The 24,510-nt window shown below is 41.5% G+C and carries 24 protein-coding genes, 1 pseudogene and 1 riboswitch; of the genes and pseudogenes, 8 read left to right on the forward strand and 17 right to left on the reverse strand.

Annotated elements, in window-relative coordinates; all coding sequences use genetic code 11:
* Nucleotides 1-219: 219 nt before the first annotated feature.
* Nucleotides 220-522 (forward strand): HNH nuclease-like protein HlpB, encoded by a 303-nt coding sequence (gene hlpB, locus JCM16418_RS08105; RefSeq protein WP_036647498.1) that lies wholly within the window; start codon nucleotides 220-222, stop codon nucleotides 520-522.
* Here hlpB and JCM16418_RS08110 read toward each other — a convergent pair.
* The 4 genes and pseudogenes from JCM16418_RS08110 to JCM16418_RS08130 form a co-directional block, all read right to left on the reverse strand.
* Nucleotides 496-1,433: pseudogene (locus JCM16418_RS08110) on the reverse strand (D-alanine--D-alanine ligase). The gene hlpB and the pseudogene JCM16418_RS08110 overlap by 27 nt on opposite strands.
* 53 nt (nucleotides 1,434-1,486) lie before the next feature.
* Nucleotides 1,487-2,929 (reverse strand): aminotransferase-like domain-containing protein, encoded by a 1,443-nt coding sequence (locus JCM16418_RS08115; protein ID WP_036647500.1) that lies wholly within the window; start codon nucleotides 2,927-2,929, stop codon nucleotides 1,487-1,489.
* 152 nt (nucleotides 2,930-3,081) lie between these two features.
* Complete coding sequence (locus JCM16418_RS08125; RefSeq protein WP_036647506.1) at nucleotides 3,082-3,537, reverse strand: OsmC family protein; 456 nt, start codon at nucleotides 3,535-3,537, stop codon at nucleotides 3,082-3,084.
* A 16-nt stretch (nucleotides 3,538-3,553) separates the two neighbouring features.
* On the reverse strand, nucleotides 3,554-4,468 hold the full coding sequence (locus JCM16418_RS08130; RefSeq protein ID WP_052020129.1) for a radical SAM/SPASM domain-containing protein: 915 nt from the start codon (nucleotides 4,466-4,468) through the stop codon (nucleotides 3,554-3,556).
* 235 nt (nucleotides 4,469-4,703) lie between these two features.
* Here JCM16418_RS08130 and JCM16418_RS08135 point away from each other — a divergent pair, with 235 nt between their 5' ends.
* The 4 genes from JCM16418_RS08135 (at nucleotide 4,704) to JCM16418_RS23625 (ending at nucleotide 7,680) form a co-directional block, all read left to right on the forward strand.
* Complete coding sequence (locus tag JCM16418_RS08135) at nucleotides 4,704-5,549, forward strand: protein-glutamine gamma-glutamyltransferase (RefSeq protein WP_242403751.1); 846 nt, start codon at nucleotides 4,704-4,706, stop codon at nucleotides 5,547-5,549.
* A 159-nt stretch (nucleotides 5,550-5,708) separates the two neighbouring features.
* Nucleotides 5,709-6,959 carry a methyl-accepting chemotaxis protein gene (locus JCM16418_RS08140; RefSeq protein WP_036647507.1) on the forward strand — a complete coding sequence of 417 codons (1,251 nt, stop codon included), beginning with the start codon at nucleotides 5,709-5,711 and terminating at the stop codon, nucleotides 6,957-6,959.
* 98 nt (nucleotides 6,960-7,057) lie between these two features.
* Nucleotides 7,058-7,444 carry a TetR/AcrR family transcriptional regulator gene (locus tag JCM16418_RS23620; protein ID WP_081765358.1) on the forward strand — a complete coding sequence of 129 codons (387 nt, stop codon included), beginning with the start codon at nucleotides 7,058-7,060 and terminating at the stop codon, nucleotides 7,442-7,444.
* Nucleotides 7,441-7,680: a TetR-like C-terminal domain-containing protein gene (locus JCM16418_RS23625; RefSeq protein WP_148298763.1), complete on the forward strand. Its 240-nt coding sequence runs from the start codon at nucleotides 7,441-7,443 to the stop codon at nucleotides 7,678-7,680. The genes JCM16418_RS23620 and JCM16418_RS23625 overlap by 4 nt, the downstream gene beginning before the upstream one ends.
* 71 nt (nucleotides 7,681-7,751) lie before the next feature.
* Here the strand turns inward: JCM16418_RS23625 and JCM16418_RS08150 are convergent, their stop codons facing one another.
* The 8 genes from JCM16418_RS08150 to JCM16418_RS08185 form a co-directional block, all read right to left on the reverse strand.
* Entirely contained in the window at nucleotides 7,752-8,498 is a 747-nt protein-coding gene (locus JCM16418_RS08150; protein ID WP_036647509.1) for an SDR family NAD(P)-dependent oxidoreductase, read from the reverse strand.
* A gap of 97 nt (nucleotides 8,499-8,595) precedes the next feature.
* On the reverse strand, nucleotides 8,596-9,870 hold the full coding sequence (locus tag JCM16418_RS23630; RefSeq protein ID WP_052020132.1) for a glycosyltransferase family 2 protein: 1,275 nt from the start codon (nucleotides 9,868-9,870) through the stop codon (nucleotides 8,596-8,598).
* A 168-nt stretch (nucleotides 9,871-10,038) separates the two neighbouring features.
* A complete protein-coding gene (locus JCM16418_RS08160) occupies nucleotides 10,039-10,899 on the reverse strand; it encodes a bifunctional 5,10-methylenetetrahydrofolate dehydrogenase/5,10-methenyltetrahydrofolate cyclohydrolase (protein ID WP_036647511.1) in 861 nt (286 codons plus the stop codon).
* A gap of 58 nt (nucleotides 10,900-10,957) precedes the next feature.
* A riboswitch (ZMP/ZTP riboswitch) is annotated at nucleotides 10,958-11,035 on the reverse strand.
* An 82-nt stretch (nucleotides 11,036-11,117) separates the two neighbouring features.
* Nucleotides 11,118-12,548 carry an N-acetylmuramoyl-L-alanine amidase gene (locus tag JCM16418_RS08165; RefSeq protein WP_158442417.1) on the reverse strand — a complete coding sequence of 477 codons (1,431 nt, stop codon included), beginning with the start codon at nucleotides 12,546-12,548 and terminating at the stop codon, nucleotides 11,118-11,120.
* Between the two features lie 177 nt (nucleotides 12,549-12,725).
* Nucleotides 12,726-13,862 (reverse strand): zinc-dependent alcohol dehydrogenase, encoded by a 1,137-nt coding sequence (locus JCM16418_RS08170; protein ID WP_036647515.1) that lies wholly within the window; start codon nucleotides 13,860-13,862, stop codon nucleotides 12,726-12,728.
* Nucleotides 13,863-14,058: 196 nt separating this feature from the next.
* Complete coding sequence (locus JCM16418_RS08175; RefSeq protein ID WP_242403752.1) at nucleotides 14,059-14,898, reverse strand: DMT family transporter; 840 nt, start codon at nucleotides 14,896-14,898, stop codon at nucleotides 14,059-14,061.
* A gap of 46 nt (nucleotides 14,899-14,944) precedes the next feature.
* Nucleotides 14,945-17,053 carry a WD40/YVTN/BNR-like repeat-containing protein gene (locus tag JCM16418_RS08180; RefSeq protein WP_036647516.1) on the reverse strand — a complete coding sequence of 703 codons (2,109 nt, stop codon included), beginning with the start codon at nucleotides 17,051-17,053 and terminating at the stop codon, nucleotides 14,945-14,947.
* A 99-nt stretch (nucleotides 17,054-17,152) separates the two neighbouring features.
* On the reverse strand, nucleotides 17,153-17,608 hold the full coding sequence (locus JCM16418_RS08185) for a hypothetical protein (protein WP_036647518.1): 456 nt from the start codon (nucleotides 17,606-17,608) through the stop codon (nucleotides 17,153-17,155).
* A gap of 434 nt (nucleotides 17,609-18,042) precedes the next feature.
* On the opposite strand from JCM16418_RS08185, the gene JCM16418_RS26850 reads away from it, so the two are divergent.
* Nucleotides 18,043-18,168 (forward strand): hypothetical protein, encoded by a 126-nt coding sequence (locus JCM16418_RS26850; RefSeq protein ID WP_373280701.1) that lies wholly within the window; start codon nucleotides 18,043-18,045, stop codon nucleotides 18,166-18,168.
* Nucleotides 18,169-18,206: 38 nt separating this feature from the next.
* Nucleotides 18,207-18,449: a DinB family protein gene (locus JCM16418_RS26855; RefSeq protein WP_373280693.1), complete on the forward strand. Its 243-nt coding sequence runs from the start codon at nucleotides 18,207-18,209 to the stop codon at nucleotides 18,447-18,449.
* A gap of 58 nt (nucleotides 18,450-18,507) precedes the next feature.
* Here the strand turns inward: JCM16418_RS26855 and JCM16418_RS08195 are convergent, their stop codons facing one another.
* On the reverse strand, nucleotides 18,508-20,115 hold the full coding sequence (locus tag JCM16418_RS08195; RefSeq protein WP_242403753.1) for an S-layer homology domain-containing protein: 1,608 nt from the start codon (nucleotides 20,113-20,115) through the stop codon (nucleotides 18,508-18,510).
* Between the two features lie 114 nt (nucleotides 20,116-20,229).
* Between JCM16418_RS08195 and JCM16418_RS08200 the strand changes: the two genes are divergently transcribed.
* Nucleotides 20,230-20,769 carry a GNAT family N-acetyltransferase gene (locus JCM16418_RS08200; protein ID WP_036647521.1) on the forward strand — a complete coding sequence of 180 codons (540 nt, stop codon included), beginning with the start codon at nucleotides 20,230-20,232 and terminating at the stop codon, nucleotides 20,767-20,769.
* 66 nt (nucleotides 20,770-20,835) lie between these two features.
* On the opposite strand, the gene JCM16418_RS08205 is transcribed toward JCM16418_RS08200, so the two are convergent.
* The 4 genes from JCM16418_RS08205 to JCM16418_RS08220 form a co-directional block, all read right to left on the reverse strand.
* The gene (locus JCM16418_RS08205; protein ID WP_036647524.1) at nucleotides 20,836-21,396 is read right to left on the reverse strand and encodes a GNAT family N-acetyltransferase; all 561 of its coding nucleotides are present in this window, start codon (nucleotides 21,394-21,396) and stop codon (nucleotides 20,836-20,838) included.
* A gap of 146 nt (nucleotides 21,397-21,542) precedes the next feature.
* Nucleotides 21,543-22,868 (reverse strand): DUF4179 domain-containing protein, encoded by a 1,326-nt coding sequence (locus JCM16418_RS08210; RefSeq protein WP_036647528.1) that lies wholly within the window; start codon nucleotides 22,866-22,868, stop codon nucleotides 21,543-21,545.
* Entirely contained in the window at nucleotides 22,834-23,397 is a 564-nt protein-coding gene (locus JCM16418_RS08215; protein ID WP_036647530.1) for a sigma-70 family RNA polymerase sigma factor, read from the reverse strand. The genes JCM16418_RS08210 and JCM16418_RS08215 overlap by 35 nt, the downstream gene beginning before the upstream one ends.
* Nucleotides 23,398-23,625: 228 nt before the next feature.
* Nucleotides 23,626-24,375, reverse strand: a complete 750-nt coding sequence (locus JCM16418_RS08220; protein WP_036647532.1) for a class I SAM-dependent methyltransferase — start codon at nucleotides 24,373-24,375, stop codon at nucleotides 23,626-23,628.
* Nucleotides 24,376-24,510: the final 135 nt, after the last annotated feature.

Raw genomic sequence — 24,510 nt, forward strand, 5'->3', positions numbered from 1 at the left:
CTGTCAATAAGAATTCTAATGCTTTGAAAATAATCGTACTATTGGCATGACTTCCGTCCTATATCCAGTCAGATTTGTATAAACATGATTCAAAATTCCCATAATGCAAAAAGTCAGTTAGATCAACGCTAATCTAACTGACCAACGATATGCTTTACTTACGTTAGGATATATCCATTTGACTGTGAATTATAACTCTTGTTAGAGGAGGTCGCTACAGTGATTCAACCATTAGGAGTTTGTGAGTTATGCGGCCGTGAAGGGGTTGAGACAACGAAGCACCATTTGACACCTAAAGAAAAAGGGGGAACTTTTCTTCCAACAGCAGATCTTTGTATTCCATGCCATAAGCATATCCATCATCTATATACGAACGAACAAATTATGGAGAATGAATTGACAAGCGTTCATTCTCTACAGTCTGATACCCAAATTCGTTCTTTTATCCGTTGGATTCGCAAGCAACCACCTGGAGCTATACCCAAATCACGGAAATCACGTAATGTCAGGCAAAGACGATAGCTTCTTCTGCATATAATTCTTCTGAAGAGAACCCTCAATAATTTCATCAAGGAGTGACGTGAACGAAATACCTGCCGCGCTAGCACTTAAAGGCAAAAGGCTAGTCGGAGTCATACCCGGTAGTGTATTAACCTCCATTACATATGGAACGCCATCCTTCAGCATGATATCCACCCTTGCATACACACTACATTTTAGTGCTCGATATGATGCTAACGCTGCATTTTCCACCTTAGCCTGAAGCTCAGGTTCAAGCTCAATCACTTGATCATCACTCTGCCTGATACATATTTAGACGTATAGTCAAAGAAATCGGCTGCAGGATTAATAGCTATGACGGGTAAGAGCCGACCGTTCAATATGCTGCATGATATTTCTTGGCCTGCAATATACGACTCAATGATGACCTCTTCCTCTAATTCAAAAGCACTGCGAATGGCAGGCATGATCTCTTCTTCCTTACGCACAATAGCCACACCTATACTGGAACCTCCGCAGTTAGGCTTCACGACAAGCGGCAATCCTAACGTCATGATATCAGGAAGACAGACCTCATTCATATTGCTGAGAATTTGCCAACGAGGTGTAGGAATACCTTCGCTCCGCAGCAACCTTTTACTCATATCCTTATTCATACAAATACTACTGGATAGAACTCCACTGCCTGTGTAAGGAATACCTAGTGCCTCAAGCGTACCTTGCACCGTTCCATCTTCTCCATATTGACCATGTAGTGCAAGTAAAGCAACATCAAGTCCACGCACTTCAGAAATCCAATTCTCTCGATTACGAATATCAATGGACACGACTTCATATTTGGAATGATCCAGATGAGTTACCATTTCTTGCCCCGTCATTAACGATACATCCCGTTCACTGGACAAACCTCCCATAATTACGCCAACCTTCATCTCGCTTCCCCCTTGATGATTATTCTTCATCTTAGACTTCAATACTTAGCAGCTTACATTCGGCGCCTCACCGCATCACCAATAATCTGAATCCCCCTCAATAATTCCTCATCATCAACTCTAGAAAAACCAAGTCGAAGCGTATTCGCTCCTCCACCATCGGTGTAGAAAACATCTCCTGCCGTAAATACGACACCTTGCTCATAACAATCCTGCAGAATGTCACGTACATAGCAGTTATCTTCTAGCTCTATGAATAGGTGAAGTCCGCCAGATCCTGTCATACGCTTAAAGGGAATATACGTTTTGCAGTATTCTACCGCTAATTGATGCTTTCGTTTATATTCATGCTTTGCTCGTTTCAAATACTTCTCGAAATTCCCATTATGGAAATACTGAAATAATACCGCTTGATCCAGCGTGGAAGTATGAATATTTCGAGCTCTTTTCACACTCACCAAGTAATCAATCAATTCACGATCCGCTGCAATCCAGCCAATCCGAATGCCTGGAAATAGAATCTTGGAGAAGCTTCCGAGATAAATGATACTATTTCCACTACCCCCGAATGCAGCAAGTGGTGCGACATGCGATCCTGAATAACGAAGTTCTTCATTAAAACCATCTTCGATGAGGGGCACTTGATATTCAGCAAGTAGACGAAGTACTTCACTTCGTTTCTCAGCAGACATCACAATACCTGTGGGATTATGATAAGACGGTGTAAGATAGGCAAGACCAAATGGTTGCTCTTTCAGTGCCTTCTCTAATAACTCTAGGTGAATACCATCCTGCTCCATGGGGATACCTGTAATTTCGAAACCATGCAGCTTGGATATTTTAATCGCCGTATGATGAGTTGGATTTTCACATAAAATTGTTCGGCTTTTCACTTGTAAAGAAGACAGAAGAATATCATAGGCTTCCGTAAACCCATTCGTAATCAGGATATCCTTACCGTCCATATCCACGCCTTTAGTCTCCATATAATTGTGCAAATACTGAATCAATGGTTTATATCCCTTCGCATAACCATAATTCAGCAATACTTCGCCTTCAATCGCCATACGATCAAGAAATGCCCGTTTCACATTGTTCAGATCAAAGAGCTTCTCATCTGGGGCAATCGTTGCAAAATTAATCATACCCTTTACACCACGCAGGTCATGTTTCATTAAATCTAGTTCCGATGCCTGTATAGCCTTCTCATTCAAATGCTCACTCCAGCTCATCTTCCATGTAGGCACAGAGGCAATCCCAACTTGCGAAACAAAACTCCCTTTAGAGTGAATGGTGTAAATAAAGCCTTCTTCCTCCAGCTCCGTGTACACCCTAACAAGCGTGTTACGGCTGACTCCTAGTAGAACGCTTAATTCTCGCGTTGAAGGCAGCTTCTGATCAACTCTTCCCTTCCCCTTCGTAATCCATTGCTTCATATATTCTTTGACTTGAATCGTCAATGGACGATCCATAGCTATCTTAAAATCTGTGAACATCGCTTGATCCCCCCTTTTCTATCTTTACATAAAGTTTCATTCGAAGGAAGATCCACTCCCATAGCAATTCATGCTTCATGTGGTTTATGGTTCCACTATACAAAAAAACCGCCTGGCTCCAAGTGGCCAAACGGTCATTCTCACGCATATACTCATTCAGGAACATAGAAAAACTCCACAGAAGGCTTTGTATCCATAGTCACGTTTCCTGCTACCGCACGTGATATCATACATGAACTTTCTGCTTGGATCGCCAGTTTAGTTGCTAGTTCTAATTCCTTCTCAGACGCCTCAGGCTTTAGGATGATGCGCGGCATATGTGTAATCGACTCATACGTGAAGATGTTATTCGTTACATCCACAATTGCATCGGATTCAAGTGACAATTCTTGAACAGGAATACTCGCTCGCTCAAGCATCGCTGCAAGTGTAATCAGATAACAAGTAGCTGCTGCCCCAAGCAACATTTCATCTGGATTCGTACCTATGCCTGGGCCTCCCATTACTTCTGGAATCGAAATGGTCGTCTTTAACTGTCCCGCTTCGATAAAACCGTCACTATTGCGACCTCCATTCCAATCCGCGTTCAATTTGAATGAATGTTTCATTTATGAGTTAACCTCCTTAGGTAGTCACCACTACGGATTCTTCTCCACTGGGCACTACATTGAAACGTTTACGGTATCCACACTTTCGGCATAGCTCTTCGACCACTTCACGTCGAGAGAATCCATCCACCATCTTCGTAGCCCGTTCCCCTTCAATGATCTCTGCAAAAGATGTCTTATGCACATTGCCCAGATTAATCACACCCTCACCGTCGAGGCAACACGGAATTACTGTACCATCCGAGAGAATGCCTGCTTGATTGCGAAGACCGTGGCAGAAGCCTGGACCAAAATCTTCTTCTTCCTTCAGATCTGGCCATTTGAACTCGTAATCCATGTTAATGTAGACGCGTTCGGCAATCTTAATACCGCTACCGGGCACAATCTTCTCTTCGATTTTGTAATCCAGATTAAATTCTTCCTCAATATAAGCCAGCATTTCACGATTACGACTGCGCTCCAGATTCGTTGTATTATCCTGATCTAGATTCCATAATCGCAAGGAGACAATCAGTCCCGACTCAGAAACCGCTTCTTTTACAAAAGATAGCACCTTCGCGATATAAAGATCCTTGTCTTTGGAGCCTTCATGACCATCGAAACTATGTAACGAGAAATTCATCTGCCGCAGCGCAGGTTTATTTAGAAGTTTGTGCTTCGCCTTATGAAGCAGCGTTCCGTTAGAAGTAATGTTAACTTTGAATCCCTTCTCATGACTGAGGTCCAATAGTTGATCAATATGGGGATGAAGCAAAGGCTCCCCTTTAACATGAAAATAAATATAATCTGTAAATGGTTTAATCTCATCTAGAATATGCGAAAACTCTTCCACTTTAATATAATTTGTACCTCGAATCGTCGGCGGACAAAACGTACAGGCTAAGTTACATTTACTCGTCAGTTCAATATAAAACTTTTTGAATTTTTTCATAAGTTCTCCAGTCTGTTTACAGCTCATTTCCGTGCACAATGATGAATTTGTATATGAAAAATATTATATGAGAAAGCCAGGTTACGCAAATTTATTTACAATCACAGCGCGGAATTAGAGATATTTTGCACATCCAGAAGCATTTCTTTGTTTGTCCAATACATAGGCTATACCATTGCACTAAGTTTGAGCTACTTTCCATATGTGGGTAACGTAAATAAGGAGCGTGATTATTGTGATTTATATTGGAGAACAGCAATCAACATTGGACCCCTCCCCTTGGCCTAACTTCTGGAAAAAGCTCTACTCAGATAAGAGCAATAGCACTGTAGCCTACCATTATGAGTCACCGGAACATCTGAAATTTGAACTTCGTCTGCGCAGTGCTATTGTAGAAGCAGCCAAAGCTTTGAACGCTAGTGGTGCTGAATTCACAACGTTTGTAAATGCACGCTGTAATCAGCGTCTGTGGATATTAAATCAACGCGGAGGATTTGAACTGAGAAGAGGAGTCACACCTGCCCAAGGAATTCGAGATATTTTTATGAACGGAAGATTATATGGGTTCGAATGCGCGACAGGAGTCGTAATTGTCTTATACAAGGGTGTTCTAGATAGCATTAAAGAGAATGAATTTAACAGGCTTTTCGCTGATTTATTACTATATGACTGGCATTATGACAGTGATCTACGCTTGATTGACAAGACGGGTGTAACAGAGTCTTTTCCTGGAGACGTGATGTACTTCAAAAATCCCGATGTAAGACCATCACAAATTGAATGGCAAGGCGAGAACACGGTTAAGATCAACAATGATCTCTATTTTGGTCATGGGATTGGTATTGTGTCTGCAGAAAAAATCATCTATGAGCTAAATCGTCATCGGATACCTGGAAGTACAACATCTGCCTATCAAATGGATCAGGTCATATATCCCGACTTTCTTTATTTATCACAATTTGCTTCTGGGGGCGACATCGTAAGCAGAGAGCTGCTAGAAAATAACTATCATAGAGACGCAAGCATCTATGGCCAAATTGGTGCAAGGCGTTATTTGCACGGTGAAACGATACAGATCTAGGCCCATCCCCTTTAAATGATCGAAACCCGTCTTAAAAACAACTATTTTATCATAAAAAGTAGATATATATAATATTTTACAATACTATTATAGACCATTTTTCTTATTTGATGCTATAATATGGTAAAATTAGTTCATTTTAAGGGGGTCCTATTTCCTATGTCGTGGTTTAAGAATCTTCCGCTATCCAAGAGAGTAATCACAGGATGTTATTTAGTTGCTGCATTATTTGCTCTACCGATGTTGGTTGCTTTCATCGTGACCGGCAATATTATTCTTGGTATTGTGATGGTAGTTGTACTTGCTCTCCTTACACATCCTCTTGCTAGCTATATCGAGAGAGCGCTTACATCTTCATTCGATGATATTGCAAACGTTACCTCTAGCATTGCAAAAGGTGATTTTACAGGGCGGGTAGATGAAACGGGTTCGATGGGTGATCTTAGTCGTTCCTTCAACAGTATGGTGGATAAGCTGAAAAAGATTCTAAATGACGCATCCGGTATCACGAAACAAGTGATGGAATCAAGCCGCGGCATTGCCGACAAGAATCATGAGCTTAAGAACGTCATGTCATCCGTTGCAATGTCTGCTACCGAATTGGCTGTAGGCGCTACCGAGATTTCTAATGATGTTGCTGGAATGACTCAGTCGATTCAGGATATTGAACACAAAGTAGGAAATTACACAAACTCTACCAAAGAAATGAAGAAACAATCCGAATTAACACTAAACCTCGTTGAGAAAGGTCGCCAATCCGTCGAGAAGCAATCCGAAGGGATGCGTAAGAACGTAGCTGCCACAAAGAATGTTGCCCAAACAATCGACACTCTTTCTAAAAGCGCTCGGGGTATCAGCAAAATTACCAAAACCATTTCCGAACTTGCCGAACAAACCAACTTACTTTCGCTCAATGCTTCTATTGAAGCGGCAAGGGCCGGTGAACACGGTAGAGGCTTTGCCGTCGTAGCCCAAGAAGTACGAAAGCTTGCAGAAGAGTCCACTTCATCGACACAAGAAGTGTTTGGACTCGTGAAAAGTATCGAGTATGATGTTCAGCAAGCCATTGAGAACATTAAATTAAATGAAGAAGTCGTTCGTTTGCAGAATGAGATGATCGGTGAAGCAGAGCAAATTTTTGCTCATATCGTGCAAAGTGTGCAATACATAACAGAACAAATAACTGAATTTTCGAATGAGAGTGATCTCATGCTTGAAAGTGCGCAGAAGATTTCTGGATCGATCCAGAATATTTCGGCCATTACGGAGGAGTCTTCCGCGGGCACAGAACAGGTATCTTCGTCCATGAATGATCAAATGCAGTCCATTCAAGCTGTCGTAGATGAGACGGAAGCCATGAGACAAGCTGTATTCCAACTGCAAAAAACGATACATATTTTCAAATTCTAATCTACATAATCCATTCTTCCCCTCTCATTCGTTGCCCTGATCAAGTAATCATTATATGATGGTTATTACGATAGGAATACGTAATTTGGAGGACTATAATGATGGCTGCTCAAATGAAGAAGACAGATCCACGGGTCGTTCGTACACAGCGTCTGCTTCGTAAAGCCATGTTTGAGCTTATGGAAGAACGGGAATTCGAACACATTACGGTGCAGGATATTGCAGATCGAGCGACCATTAAACGTGCGACTTTTTATTTGCATTTTAATGATAAACAAGACTTAGTACACCAGTGTATTTCTGAGCTACTTGAGGAATTACATAATTCAATGGAGTACTCGCAAGAAGAGCTTGAAAACTTTGATTTCACGAGTCGTGAAGCTCATCCAAGCTTTATCCGACTGTTTCACCATATTGCTGAACACTATGATCAATATCAGGCACTTTTGGTCAAGAATCGTATTCCGGCCCTCTCTACTGGATGATGAATCTGATCCATGAGTTTGTATCTCAAGGGATTAATCGCACGGAGCCGAATGATCATAATCTTACTGCAAAACGAGATGTGATTATCAAATATGTCGAGTCAGGATTTCTGGAAGTGATCATTTGGTGGATTGAGAATCAAATGCCATATAAAGAGCAGGATATGGCTGCACAGCTCATGAATGTATCCATTAAAGGGCCTTATATTATACAGCCCGGACTTCATGCCGAATGATCAATATATATCATAGATGCAAAAAGAGCTTTCCCGCTTACGATACGGGAAAGCTCTTTTTACATACACGCTTACAATGCGGTCCATCCACCATCGATAACCAGTTCTGATCCAGTCATAAAGCGAGATTCATCAGAAGCAAGGAACAATACACCATAAGCAACATCTTCTGGCTTACCGAAGTAAGGAAGCTGCGTAAATGTCTTATAATACGGTGTAGATTCTTTAAAGCTTTCAGCCGTCATGGGCGTTTCAATGATACCCGGATGTACTGAATTCACACGAATTTGCTGCTTAGCAAACTCAACGGCAGCTGCTTTTGAAATCGAACGTAGAGCGCCTTTGGCAGCTGTATATGCACTTGAACCAGCCATACCTACAAGTCCACCAATCGATGAAATATTGATGACTGAACCTGCGCCTACCTTCTGCATTTCAGGGATCGCATATTTCATACCTAGCATACAACCGTTCAGATTAATATCCATAACTTTATTCCACTGCTCCATCTCTAAATTAGCAATGGTCATGGTGGAAGAAATTCCTGCATTGTTCACAAGAACATCTACTTTTCCGAAACGTTTGAGTGTTTCTTCGATTACTCTCTTCCAGTCATCTTCAGAAGCTACATTATGTTGAATGGCAATGGCTTCTCCACCATTACTTGTAATTTCATTTACCAATTCATTTAGCTTATCCATATTGAGGTCTGTACCAACAACCTTACCTCCCTCTTGCGCAAAAAGTCTAGCTTCGGCTGCCCCCATGCCATTAGCTGCTCCTGTAATAATTGCTACTTTTCCATTTAAACGGCCCATATTCATCTTCCTCTCCCTCAAGTAATGAATGCTGTTGTCATTGACATAGGAGAAGCATACACCTTTTTGTCTAATTTGTGAAGTAGTGTACACAATGTCATTTAAGTTTATTGAAATGTTGTGCCCACTCACTCCATTGCTCATACTGATGATTATAATTACGAGTTATACTTGACGAACGAACACGCCGATGATAGAGCAATTTATTTACATGTTTAGTTTCAAAATGATTCATTAATCTCAGAATAAGCAGCATGTCTTCATATAATCGTCCATTGGATGGGTCTGATACGTACCAACCACTTATATCCCGCAATGATTCGGTGCGATAGAAACGTGGAGCAAGTGGTGTTGCCCGTTGCAACAGCTCCCTCTCACTCATGGAAGGATTAAATATGCGAGGACTCGACAAGGATAATGAACCATCTCTTTGCTCCATCCATTCGTAATAATTACCATATACGAAGGCGACTTCGTTGGAAGCTGACTTTGTAGCATTGTGTAATATCTCAATACATTCCGGCGTTAACCAGTCATCTGCATCGAGTTCCAGAACCCATTTGCCCCGCACATGAGATAGGCCAATATTCAGCGCATGAGCTTTCCCTAGATTGTTATCCTGCCTGACAACTCGAATACGTTCCCCACATACAAGCTCTGCCATGAGGTTCTTTGCAATGACGTCCGAGCCATCATCTATAATGATAAGTTCCCAATCTTTAAATGTTTGACAAGTGATGCTGTGCACCGCCCATTTCAGATACTTTTCGTCGTTGTATACAGCCATTAATACGGAAACTAAGGGTGTCGTACATTGATCCGTTTGTTTATGATAATTAAGCAAAGGTGAAACGAGCTTCCACTCCGCTTCTTTCCGTTTCCATCCGATCTGCTTGCTTTTCTCAGGCTTCCAAACGTTATCAAGCCACATGTTCAGGCCATTACAATACAGCCCCATCTGGTTAATAGCGAATACTTCCACATAAGTATCAAAGGGAAGCCACTCACTACCCGGAAAAGGAGCTGACCTCATCAGTGAAATATTCCATAGTACGGGTCCGATCTCACCAGAGCGAAATGTATCTAGATATTCTTTATCTTCCTCAGCAGGAAGGAATTGAATCCATCCAAGACCTTCCTGCAACTTTTGCTCCATCTGTTCCCAATGTAGACGAAATGCAGGTAGCAATATGCTACCTGCTCGAATCGTCATACAAAAAGCTGAATCGCTGGCAGCGATGCCAAGATTCAGCTTCTCCATTTGTCCGGACTGGATCGGAACAACATTCCAGAGCGGAAATATGCCATGAATAGACCTCGTTGTTTGATTTAGTGCCCCGTTACGATCGGCCCCGAGAACAAATATATTCATATTAAACTTCCCCCACATTCAAACAGAAACGTCCTATATTGTATGTGATGAATGGAGAAATGTTAAATATAGAATTAATTAAAAAGAAATTCGTAAACAACAAAACCAGCCGCAACAAAGTGTTGGACTGGTTAATCCTTCAAGCCAAATACGTAATATTAACTTAAATCAATCAATCGATTTACGCTTAGCTACCTTCTCAGCGGCATCAACCGTATGTTTGAGTAGTGTAGCTATCGTTACAGGTCCGACTCCGGCTGGGACCGGAGTTATGGCTGAGGCCTTTTCCAAACATCGATCGTAATCAACATCTCCTACGTTACCTTTGTTATAACCCGCATCTAATACAACCGCACCTGGCTTAATCCAGTCGCCCTGAATAAATTTGGGCTTACCTACCGCTGCCACTATGATATCACCTAGACGTACCACATCTTCAAGGTTTTCTGTTTTGGAATGACATGTCGTTACCGTTGCATTTTTATTTAACAACATTAACGATACAGGCTTTCCTAGGATTGGACTTCTCCCGATGACAACAGCATGTTTACCCTCAACAGGAATCTTATAATAGTCTAAAATAGCAACGATAGCGGCTGGTGTACAAGAAGGGAAATCGGCGTAACCAAAGGCATTCTGAGCGAACCCTAGAGCTGTTACTCCATCTACATCTTTCTCAATAGCTATGGCTTCAAAAGCCGCTCTTTCGTCAATTTGTTCCGGAACGGGATGCTGCAGCAAAATTCCATGCACTTTAGGATCGGCATTTAATTTGTGTATCGTCTCGATTAATTGTTCCGTTGTCGTTTCTGTAGGCAGATCAATACGAATAGACTCAATGCCTAGTCGCTTACATGCATTGCCCTTCATTCGAACATAGGTAGCAGATGATGGGTCTTCACCGACTAAAATCGTCGCCAAACATGGAACGATAGCTTGTTCCGCTAGGCCTTGTATTCTCTCCAACAACTTTTCCTTAATGTCAGCTGCAACTACATTTCCATCTAAAATTAATGCTTCTGCTGTCATCTTCTCATCCCTTTCAGTTGTAAAAAATATAAAGAGGTAAGGGGAACCTAATCCCCTTACCTCTTGCCCAGGCGTACGGCTATATATCCATGTGCTCCCTCATGGTTACCCATGTCCGCCAGTCACACACAGTCGATGTATAACTTTATCATAACAAGCACATCTGCTTTTTTCAATAACTTTCCTGTGACATTACGCTTAGTAAGGGAAAGGAGGAACTAGACGCCCAAATATTCCTTAATACCATCTACAATCGACTGCGCTACCCTTTGTTGGAAATCTTCTGTTAACATCGTGGATTCCTCGGCAGGATTCGATAGGAATCCGATTTCTAAAAGTGTTGCAGGCATTGTCGCATCTCGTAGCACTTGTAAACTCTTATATTTTACTTTCCGATCTGTAAAACCCGTAGCTGCAAGCAGATGTCGATGCATTAATTCGGTAAATGCTTTGCTACGATCATTATAATAGTATGATTCCGTTCCGTGCGCTGTAGTAGATACACCTGCTGAGTTACCATGAATAGATACGAAGACATCTGCATTTAAATTATTCGCAATCTTACCGCGATCCGTAAGCTCTACCGCCGTATCATCACTGCGCGTCATGATAATGTTAATTTTACTCTCTTGTTCTAAAAGTCTTCCTACTTTTAAAGCCACCGCTAGATTAAACTCCTTCTCCTTCTTCTTGGAGTACCCTGTCGTACCTGGTGCATATCCCCCATGACCTGCATCGATAACGACAATTTTCTTACCATCTGTAATTAGAGACTGTCCATTCAAATCAATAACAAACTGCCCAGATGTAGATGAACCTTGTGCATAAAAAGAATAAGGAGCAGAACTGCCAAATGGCATTTCAATCCGAACCATTGGAGGCTGCTGAGACACCATTGTATAGTGAATGGATGTGATGTTTGAGTTCCCCACAACCTGAATATCACCTGTAGATTGACCCCCATTAAACGAATTGGAGAATTGTGTATTCGGCAATTCCATCACGATCCGATCGGGGTTCGTCATCTTTACAACATTCGGCTGTGTTGAACCTTCATAACCTACCATTAGACGATTATCGTAGAAGCTTATCGAGTTCACTGCGGCACCATTTATCGGTTTCGTAGGCGTTATTGGTGTTCCTTCACCCGAATTCGTATGCCCAGGTACAAATTCTCCTTCGCCAGAGTTGGTTGAATCTGTCGGTTTGGACGGAGTTACGATAACCGGAGGGTTCTCCATGATCGGCTCATCAGGCAAGGACTCAAGCGATACAATTTTATTCTTATTATCCCAGCCTACCGTTAATCCCATTTCTTCACTTATAAAACGAAGTGGAACAAGCGATGTATTCGACTGAATTAATGGAGCAATATTCAGTTTCTTATCTGCACCATTTACGGTAGCTACCTTACGGCCAATTGTGAGTTCTACAGTACTATCCGCTTTACTAACCGTCACTTTTCCTTGCTTTTGGTTCCAATTCGTATCAAAACCTAAATTTTCAACAATAACACGTATAGGAACCATAATATTGTTGTTTACATTTTGAACCTGCACGTTTCCTGGCATCTTGAGCTGCTGTCCGTTCAGCATGATGACCGAGTTGTTCTTCTTGGCACTAGCAGCCATGACTTGTTGTGATGACAAACAGAAAGTAAAAATGAGCAACATCAGCATAAATCTGTACTTCTTCATCATTCACCTCATCCAATCTCTTTATGATTTAATATAATGCAAAGCAAAAAAGCCGCTAACCTTTAGACTCCAAAATCTTCCAAAGGTTGCAGCTATCATAGATTTAATTCATGTTGTGAATGATTAGCGCTAAGGTTTTAGCACGACTTTGATACAATCGTCTTTCTTGTCGTCAAAAATGTTGTACGCATGCTCTGCATCATTGATACTAAGACGATGTGTAATAATATCTGTAGCATCGATCTTACCTGACTTAATCTGTTGGTACAGCTCTGGAATATAGTGAATTACAGGTGCTTGACCCATCTTGAGCTGAATATTACGTTCAAATAAGTGTCCTAACGGAAACATATTGTAGGTCAGCCCATACACACCCACGAGTTGAATCGTTCCGAATTTTCGGACAATCTTAGAAGCAAATTCAAATGCTCCAAGAGAACCACCTTGCAGCTTCAATGTCGTTTCGACTGTTTCGACTGCTGTGCGTTTAGCGTCAAGCCCCACACAATCGATAACGACATCTGCCCCTCCGCGCGTAATCTCTAACATATGCAGCTCAAAATCTTTGATTTTCTCAAAATTGAATATTTCCACGTGATTGGTGCGCTTCGCATGTTCTAGTCGGTAATCCACATGATCTACAGCAATGACCCGCTTCGCTCCCTTTTGCCAAGCAAACTTCTGTGCGAGTAGTCCAACGGGTCCACATCCCAGAATAATGACCGTATCTCCCGGCTTAACACCTGCACTATCAACACCCCAGTAGGCAGTAGGCATAATATCGGATAGAAATAAGATTTGTTCGTCTTCAAGCTCCGCATCCTCTGGTATTTTAAAAGGGACAAAATTCCCATATGGCACGCGCAGCAGCTCTGCTTGTCCACCCATGTAGCCACCGTATGTATTAGAATAGCCGAAATATCCCCCTGTATCCCGAGCATCATTCGAATTATCACACTGACTCTCCATTTGATTCTTGCAGAAAAAGCATTCTCCACAGGCTATATTGAAGGGAACGATGACGCGGTCACCTTTTTTCACATGGGTTACATCTGGGCCTACCTCTTCTACAATACCCATCGGCTCATGACCAATGACATAATTATCATACATCCCTGGAATAAGGCCGTGATAAATATGAAGATCCGAGCCGCAAATCGCAGTCGTTGTAATACGGACAAGCACATCATCCTTCTTCTCTAACTTTGCATTGTTAACTTCTTTCACTTCAATCTTCTTATGTCCTTGGTAAGTTACAGCTTTCATTTCAAAACCTCCTTGAATATCGTTATTTTGTTCAATACATGATGAAATTAATACAAAAAAGGCACCCTGCTAAGGATGCCGTTCTTTAACTCTTATTAAACCTTGATTGATTAAGCTACTTCGGGTTCCATCTTCGGTTCAGGCTCAGGTTTAGACCTTCCCTTCCACTTTCCTGCATTAAGAAACAAAATCAATCCTAAGATGCTAGCATACCGCCAATCATTTGAAACCAGCTCATTTGTTCACCAAGCAGTAGAAAAGCGAGAATACTAGCTCCTACCGGTTCACCGAGAACACTCATGGATATAGTCGTTACCGACACATACTGCATAAGCCAGTTAAATAACAAATGTCCAAATACAGTTGGAATGACTGCGAGCAATAGGAAGATTCCGTAGTCCCGATTTGGATAATCCGTAAAGGATATACCGCGGGCCGCATTATAGATCGCAAATACAAATGCCGCTGAAGCAAAAACGACAAAACTGTATACAAAGGAAGAAAGCTGTGAAACCATTTTTTTGCCAATCAACATATGAACGGCGACGGCAAGCGTACCGAGAATGGAAAGTACATCACCGATTAGATTCGTTTGGGATACCCCAACATCTCCCCAACCAATGAAAGCTGCTCCTACCATAGCTACCCCCATGCCCAACATAGCGAAAGATGACGTTCGCTCTTTATACACCAAGTATGCCCCAAGAACAATAAACACCGGTTCTAATGATAAAATAATAGTCGAGCTGGATACGCTTGTGAGCTTAAGCGATCCCATCCAGAGCAAGAAATGTAGAGCCAAGAACAGACCAGATGAACCAAGCATCAGCCACTGTTTAAGCGTAATCAACTTGATCTCCGGCAAATGGCGCCGAATGAATGGTAGCATAAGCAGTACAGTAAAGAATAAGCGATACATTCCTTGAATGGAGACGGGTGCAGCAGACCATTTTACAAAGATCGATGAAAATGAAATGGCGATAATGCCAATAATCAAAGGCAGGGCCAACGGGACAGGCGCTGTAGATTTTCTCATGGATGTTCCTTTCCAAATGCCTAACATGAAGTTATTTTACAACATGTTATTGTAGCACGGTCCAGATCAACCCGCCATCCTCCGTTTGTAGCATGGAAGCAGGCGAGGTCAAGAAACCATTCATATCGTCCGTAAAAGTCATCTGTACATTGTTTTCTAAATAAAGAGATTCAGTAAAATCCTGACTTATCCAAGTCTTACCTCCATCTTTCGTGCTAAGTAAACGATATTGCTCGCTGCCTAGAGTATCTACTCCAGCAACCCATCTCGCAAGAAGTAGCCATCCATGCTTCGTATCAGGAAATGAGAGTGCCTTTGTATTCCAATCATAGCCAGGTATGGAACCCACTTTATTCCAATGCTTACCATCCTTCATATGAAAGATATTTATTTGCTCCTTCTTCCGCTCACTTCCATAGGTTGTATACCAACCTTCAGTAAGCGAGAGCATTGTAAATCCTTGAATCGATGTCAGTTTAGGATCCTTAAAACTCTCCTGCCAGCTGATTCCGCCATCCTTTGTTTGAATGATACGTAAACCTGATCCCTGAAATTCAGCCGATACTCCATTGTTGTGGTCTAAAAAGTTCAAATACATCGAGTTAAAACCTGAGCTCATTCCCTGATCCATATCCGTAGACACTGGAGTCCACGTCCTTCCTCCGTCCGATGTAACTAAGTTTTGTGTAAGGTGATGAGTCGGACCTTGCTTGGTCACTATCATCCATCCATGATTCGGATCAATAAACGATATATTATGAAGCTGCGAATATCCATTAAGCGATGTCAAAGCAGACCAAGTCTTACCTCCATCATTCGTTTGTAATAATTGTTGCTGGCTGCTTTGAATGCCAATGCCATACCCGTGAAGCTTATCTGACATGATGATATGGTTAACAGGATGCAGCGGTGGATAAGATTGACCCCACGTCTTACCCCCATCTGCTGAATGCATTAAATAATCCGACGAATTAAAACCGTTACCCGCAGCCCAAATTGAATCTTTGTTGAAAGCTTGTAGCTCATGTATACCCCATCCCTTGTTCTCGGCAATATTGTTGAGACTCTTTCCCCCGTCATTTGTTGACCAAATACCCCCTTCAATGGGACCCGCACCGGGATCGAGTGAGATGAAGCCTCGATTTGCATCAATTAAATCAAGTGATGTAGGACGTGGACGTCCTGTCCGCTGCTTGCTTTGTTTGCTCCAATGCTTACCTCCATCTGTCGTAAGATATAGGTCACCACTTAGCATCCCTTCCTGGTTAGTTAGTAGCCAGCCCGTATTAACATCGGAGAAATCAATTCCTAAGCTTGACCAAACTTCACCCGATTCGGATAAGACAAACTGCTTTTTCCAGTGTACTCCACGATCTGTTGTCTTAAATACTAGCAGTTTAGGATGACTACCTTCCGTTACGCCTGTCACATAACCCGTGTTACTCTGCGGAAAACTCATATGGGAAGGCTTAAACTGCGTGTTATCAAAATTCACCTTCTTCCAATGCTGCCCACCATCATTGGTTAATAACATCTGCTTGTGCACGAATACAAAGCCATGATTTTGATCCGGAAATTGTATCGTTTTCGTATTCCAATCTTGATTCGAGACATTTGAAGCAGCATTCTCCCACTGTGTTATCCACGTTTTACCTGCATCTTTGGTATGTAGCAACTTTTCTTTAGCGCAAATGACGGTACCTTTATTGTTACTTTTACAATCGTCGTCCACCAGCACCCATCCGGTCGTCTGGCTAATGAACTTTAGACCCTGTACCCTCCATCCAGGTAATTGCTTCTCAGCCCAATGACTCCCACCATCTTTGGTTTGAAGCAAAGTGAGTTTATGGTCCACCCCTGATTTAACAGCCCAACCTGTTTGTTCAGTCACAAAATCCATATACGGTATGCTAATACGGCCAAGTTCTTGTTTTATTACTATTCGTGGACCGACTGTTATCGAGAGATCTGTGTCTGCTCCGTTACCGTTAGCAGCAATCAGATCGGTTTGAAGTAACCTAGAAACATGATGCGTTTTGTTAGTTTCTATTCGTGTCGTTTGCTTGGTTTCAGAGTTGCATCCCGACAACAACATCGTTGCAGAAAGTACAATCACTGCCAGTGTTAAAAATCTATATCTAGTAAGTAAATTCATCTGAATTAACCTCCTTTAAGATTACACATTAGGAAAATCTATCAATTAGTATAATGTGTAACTCCATTCGAAAGGTTACCATTTATTCTCAATCAGAAGTCAAAAACTTCTTTTTTTGACCGTAGCCCAGCCTCCAGCGACGGCAAAAGCAGCGCTAAATAATAAGATGTAAGGGTTATAGTAGAGCATGCTTAAATCCGAATTACCGGGTAAACTATGCGTGCTATAATAAGCATTTCTAACTTTCGAGATTTCCAATCCTAGCGCCAAAAGCATGCTTGCCAGAGCAAATGATGGAATGGCTTGAGGATATAACATTTTTGATACCCGATCTTCTAAAGAATCGAAATAACGCACAGCTGCTACGTATATCATGAAGATCAATATAGCTAACATTGGCCAACCCAGCCCATATGTAATCCACACGGTATTTACGTGACTTGAAGTGTCTTGATCATCAGAATAAGTATCGGTCATCATACGAACAAGAAACATCAGGAACACATTCATGGCTAAAATGATCCAATAAGCAATCATCGCTTTACGGCTCAGCATCGTTATTCATTTCCTTTCTTAAATCGAATGTATTCTATGTATATGAAGCTAGTACTGATATTTTGCCTACAATTTAATAGAATGACGATATTTCACTCTATTTGTTTTCCTGCTAATAATCCAAGCCCGGAAACACCCTTAATGAGTAGGCCGATTGACAGAAAAAGTTGAGGTATGGCATCGATCTAGTGCTGCGAGAATCACCTTATATAAGGTTTGGATTAATTAATATATTTAGAATAAATTATGAAAAGGAACTATCCCTATGCTTCTAGAAAACACATGTGATAAACAATAACCTAGAAAGGGGAATATACTTGGATCCATTTCGTTATCCCATAGGACAGTTCGAGCCCATACCAAATCCAACTCAAACTCATCGTGATAGGTGGACTCAGGATATTTTGGAAATACCAGCCATCCTTCGCCTAACTGTGCAAAACCTAAATTCGGAGCAACTCCTTACCCCATATCGATCTAAGGGTTGGACTGTACAACAAGTAGTACATCATCTCGCAGATAATAATATGAATGCTACATTCGTTTCAAAAGAGCACTAACCGAGGATCATCCCACAGTAAATTCTTATCGAGAACATTTGTGGGCGGAACTGAGCGATTATCAGATTCCTATAGAGTCTTCACTCTTTCTGCTAGAATCTCTTCACTGTCGGTTTGCAGCCTTACTTCGTTCATTAGGACCCTCAAGTTTCCAAAAGACATTTACAAGTCCTACTCACGGTTCGATGAGTCTTAATAACGCAACACAAAGATATGCCTGGCATAGTCAGCATCACGTTGCACAAATCGCTTCTCTTAAAAAGCGTTTAGGATGGCAATAAAAAATCCGACCTCTTAAAGGTCGGATTGTTTCCCATATCCAAATGTTAGATGATTTAATTAATAGGAGGAATATCGATTCACATTCCTTATACTTGTCCAAATATCGGCCGTTTCGGCTCCAATGTACCAATAAGCAAATCCAGCAATGCCATGCTCAGCAGCCATGAGATATTTACTAGATATTGAGCGTCCTTCTTCCATCCATATACGGTGCTGCAATCCGTTTTGTGTATAGGTCGCCACATATTGGGCAAGATTCGAATCCCATGACTTTGAGGACCACACCGACCGAAGTCTCTGTCCTTGTTTAACAAGTGATAATTCCTCTGAAGTGGCGCCACTTGTCCTAATCGTCCAGTCACGTGTATAGAGAGGTAACGCCAGAATGGTCTTGCTGGCAGAAACCGAGGTAAGTAGCTTATTGGTCGCTCTTTCAACCCAAGGAAGTGAAGAAACAGAACCCGCTATAGGATCTCCATCCCAATGTTCATCATATCCCATCAGAACAACATAATCTGCTGCCTTACCGAGTGCTGCATAATCAAAAGCATCCGTCCAATCCGTTCCAAGATCAGGTGAGACGTCGATTGACACTACGCCACCCACCGTGTGCAAGCTTTTTGTTAGTTCCGTTACGAAGGACGTTAGGGGCAAGCGATCCTGGGGACTCACATTTTCAAAATCTACATTAATACCTGCAAGTCCATAGCTTTTAACATAAGCCGTAAGCTGCTTAATGATGTTATCTCTACGAACTAAATCCGTTAAAGCTGTATGTGTCCACTCAGCATTCGAACGGTTACCCAGCATTGCCCATATTTTTTTGTTATTTTGTTTCGCATAGGTGAGCAGGCTAGAATCAACGTAGTTAGCGAGAGGTTTATCATTATTATTATCAAAGAAAAACCATCTTGGCACTAGTGTATTAATCGTTGATTGTTTAATTGTCGCAATATACTGGGCAGTCGTGCTCGCATTCTGCCAACCGAGCTGAATATTGGATGCAGGTGTCGTATTCAGAACCTTAGACCAGTAACTGTCCTTAAACACTCGATCAAGAATGGCTGCTGTTTCCTCTCTAGTAACGTAATCATTTGGACGAAAGGATCCCTGATCTCCCCTCATCAGTCCAAGCTTAAGCGCTACCTGAACAGATGATACTGCCCAGTCGGCAACTTTCATTCTGTCCTGATATGGGAGCTCTACATTGGCAGAAGAATCCCTCTCTTCTTTCAAAGCTCGTACGATCAGCACCGCTGCCTCTTGACGAGTAATTCTCGTATCGGGCTGAAACTGATTCATACCTTTTCCTTCAACGATTCCGAGATGGATGCCAGCTTGCACCCAACCATAATACCAAGCACTCCGCGGTACATCACTGAACGTCACGATATCACTGTCGACGGGCTGTAATTTCAACAATCGACTGGTCATCGTTATAAATTCGGCGCGGGTTACATTCTTCTTCGGTTCAAACTTACGATCCCCCGTACCATCAATTATACCTTCTTTGGCTAAATCGATAATATTTTGACGGGCAAAGCTACTTGATATATCATCAAAAGGTTGGCTAGATTTTGTTGTTGCAGCATATATTGGACTCGTTGTTCCAATCGTCAACATCGAAGTCATAATGACTGCCACAAGCTTATGCAGTTTTTTCAAGGAGAATGCCTCACTTTTAATAGTTTATAGATACTCTATCTATCCTATCAAAAAGAAGCTTAGGCGTTGATCTCTAAATAATGGAATAAAACGAAATTTAAGGAGAACTAGAAAGTGAGATATGAGAATGAAGCTATATATGTAAGACTTTTAGAGCTAGGCGATGCGGAGTCGCTTCTTTCTCTACGATTAAGAAACCATGAATTTCTGAAGCCTTTTGAGCCGACAAGGCCAAGCGAATATTTCACCCTTGAAGGACAACAGCTCGATATTGAACAAGGTGTCCGAGGAGCTGAAGCGGATCAATCCTATATTTTTGGCGTGTTTCTGAGTGAACCAAATGAACTAATCGGTAGAGTCGCCTTAACAGGAATAGCTCGTGGGCCCTTTCAAAATGTTAATTTGGGCTACTTGATGGGTCAAGCCCATAACGGTAAGGGATATACGACGGCAGCCGTGCGTATGGTCGTGACCTTTGCTTTTACGGAGTTGAATTTACATCGTATTCAGGCTGGGGTCATGCCTAGAAATACCGCATCCAAGAGGGTTCTTGAGAAGGTGGGCTTCCGGAACGAGGGACTCGCCATCAAATATCTTCGCATTAACAGTCAGTGGGAGGATCATATCCTATATGCACTGACGCAAGAGGATTAGAAATAAAGAAGCATACAAAAGGTCCGACTCGCCTGAGCCGGACCTTTATCATTATGATGGACGAATCTACAGTTGCTTGACCATGTGATAGTACACATGCCCATTAATCATGATCTCTTTATCCACTTTGTATCCTAAATATAGATAGAGTGAATAGGCTCTTTCATTATCGGTGATCACGGCCATAGCAATTTTATTGTATTTTAGTTCTTTTGCTTTGTCTTCCGCCGCACTAATCAAAGCTGATCCAATACCTCGTCCACCAAATTGCGGTGATACAGATAATGTGTCGATATAATATTCATCCTCATCCGACTCTTTATCAAGCTGAAGGGTGGGATCGTTTTTTAGTGCACGAAGACGTTCCAGAATCGGCTGATCCAGTACATTAATTTCATCGCCACCATAGGCGACAACAACGCCTGCAACTTCGCCTTCCACTTCTTTTACAATAGCCTGATGATGCCCAAGACGACCTTTCTCATCTGCAAAATATTGCTCTAATACTTCAACGACTGCTTGCTCGCTCTCTTCACCAGTCAATTGATGCGCGACATCATGCAGTGCATCATAAAGCAATCTTGCTGCGGTGTGGGCATCTTCTCTTGCTGCGGGTCTTATTGTCATGTCATCCTCCAAGTACCGTTCAAATTATGCCTAAAGGCACCTTCACAATAGCTTCTATTATACCCTCTACCCATTAGAGGAACAAATCCCGCTCCAAGCTAATGAAAGTGCTCCATTAAACTAAACCATGATTGCAAGCACAAATTTTACTTTTTGCTGCCTACAGGAATAGATATTTTATGATTAAGGGTTTTAATATAGTCAAATCCATCTAGAAGTAGGCTTTCAGGTTTCTCCATTGTATAAAATGAATATGTCTGCTCCCAAAGAATGTTACCATTCTTCAAATCCCAAGGCTGAGCTGAGGAAATGGATGATACGGGAACGACTGTACCACCAGCTTGAACAGATAAATGTTCCTTATTCAAGAATGTAAATTGTTTTCTGGCGATAACGATATCATAGCCTGTATCCGTTTTTGTGACGCTTCGAATCCATATCTTTTCATTCCCGATTGTGATGGACTTGTCTGATGGTGAGGCTAGAGAAATCGGTTCTTCTACTCTCTGATAACCAGGGAAATTTTCGAGTACAAGTTCAATTTTCTCGATCTTGTCTGTTGGAAGCACATCGAATTCAAGTTCAAATCCCAATTTTTCATTTTCAGCGTAACCTCGCGATCCCCGTGGTTTCACTTCTGATCCATTTACATAAAGCTTTGTTTCACCTTGAAATCTCGGGAATCCATCGTTATCCATTTTATCCATTTCATAATGACCCTTCACGATGGTAGAAGTTGGTGATGCCGTAATAGAATCGTAGTAGACCTTCCCCTGATCGACAGAAACGAATTTTGAAATATCTTCCTTAATAATGCTTTTCATCGCTTTATTGGGTTCATATTTGAACTCAATCGGATAGGTAGCTCGCTTCCCGTTATCTAACCACTCGATGAATGTTACGGTTAGTGTCCTAGAGAATGGACTTACCGGGTCAAATTTATACACTCCCTCGTAGTGGGTCTTGTCTTTGCTAATAAAACTGCCGCCTCCACCTCTTGCCTTGGAATTCGTTAAGAATCCTTGGATTTTATCCAGGAAATAACGATATGAACCTTTCTCATCATAAATAGTGCCTGTTTTACGATCTATCGTGTAGTACAGTGACAATCCATTATCATCCGCAATAACCCCGTTAATTGTTATGATAGACCCATCGAGTAGTGTTTTGCTTTTATTAATCGTTTGACCGTACCCCTGCTCCTCCATTTCAGCAAAGCTGAGTGAATTTAGCTCCATTTGATTTAATAATCTACCTCCGTAATAAGCAAATGCGGGATATTGATAAGTTCCTACAATCAGAAGAAGCGCGGCAGCTGAAGATGCAAGCCATATCATCGTTTTATTTAATTTTCTTTTCTTTGTGGGCACATGTTCGAGTGCAATTCGCAGTCTGCTCTCAAGTTCTGACGGAGCCTGCACACTATTCAAATTTTGCTTATGCGCCTGTAGTCTCTCCTCGATCGTTGTCATAACGATCACCTCCGATCTTGGCTTTTAGTCTCCGTATGCCTTGCGAAATTCTAGATTTGATTGTGCCAATCGGTGCACCCGTCATGTCCGCAATCGTCTGATACGGAAGATCATGTACATAGCGAAGCTCAATTGCTTCCCTCTGCCGTGCATTCAGATGAGAGAGCAGCTCCTGCATATCCATTTCTGACACCGAATTCCGATATGGATTATCATCCATTAATGCATCAAGTGATACTTCTTGCTCGCCATCCAGTGGAACAAATCGTTCCTTTTTGAGCAGCATGGTTTTGCAACGATTGACTAGAATGGTTTTACTCCAGCTGTAGAAGGCTTCGCCCTTTTGCAATTGATCCAGCTTTTCATAAAGTGTAACAATCATGTCTTCCATTGCATCCATCGCGTCATGCTCATTTCTCATGTAGCTGTAGGCAAGTCGATAATAAGCGTCCTGATCGGCTATGATTAATTGTAGTAAAGCTTCCTTGTTGCCTTTTTGGGCTTGTTTGACAAGACGGCTTATATTCATGTTCTCACCCCTTTTCATAGATAAGAGCTCGCAGAGGTTACTAAAGTTCATTATGTACAAAAAAATCTCCACTGATGGATTTCTCCAACTCACATTTATTTATCCAGCACCCTTATTTTATCAAGCTTTATTTTATTGGATACTAAAAAAACGAGAGGTTCGCGCCAATACGCAAAGCCCCTCGTTCTCATCATTTCATGTATAAAACTCTCAAAATCCTAACATCATCTATGCTTTTTTTGCAATAATCATAAATCGTTTTGAATTGGTTTCAATTCCTTTTTCAGTTGTATGATTGTCTATAAATGTTTGGAGTATTTCAAAATCATCATTATAATTACCGAAGTTTGGAATAATCGGAGTAAGTTTAAGCAAGAATACCAAGTCTTCGTAAGTTTCAAAATATTCTTTGGCATCATATTCAAAGGACTGAATATCAACAAAACCTGCTGCATTCAATTCCTCAATATATTTATTTTTTAAAGTCCCATCTATATGGGTATTCTGTCCTCTTCCAAAAGCTTGCGCAATATTGCACTTATCATTTTCGCTTACTTGTTGAGTGAGAAACCATCCATCTTTAACTAAAACTTTGGCTACTTCTTTGGCATGGAAGGGCGAGTGTCTACAAGATACTATATTAAATGAATTTTTGGGAAAATCCAGTTGTTCAGCATCCATTTGTATAAATCGTACATTTGTTATTTTGGAATTGTCCAAATTATGATTTGCGGTTTGAATCATTCCTGACGAGAGATCAATTCCAACTAACAGTGAACAAGCATGCGCAATGGATAATAAAGTTTCCCCACCGCCAGTACCAATATCCAGCAACCTGTCAGACTTTCTGCATCTTTTGGTTACTTCATTATAAAACTGCCACTTTACTCCTTCGGATCTAGCCTTTACTTTACTAAAATCCCAACCGTTTAATAGACCGACTTCATCGTAAAATTTCTTATAATCAAATGGGTTCATATCTAATTTCCACCTTTCAAATGAAAAGAATGTGCAATACATGTGCCTCAACACTTAATCAAAAGTACCTATTCCCGTAGGTGAAAAGGGTAAACTTCCCCCTTTGTTAGCTGGTACGCGTTTTATCCAGCCCGG

Source organism: Paenibacillus pini JCM 16418 (assembly GCF_000576305.1).
GTDB classification, from domain to species: domain Bacteria; phylum Bacillota; class Bacilli; order Paenibacillales; family Paenibacillaceae; genus Paenibacillus_AQ; species Paenibacillus_AQ pini.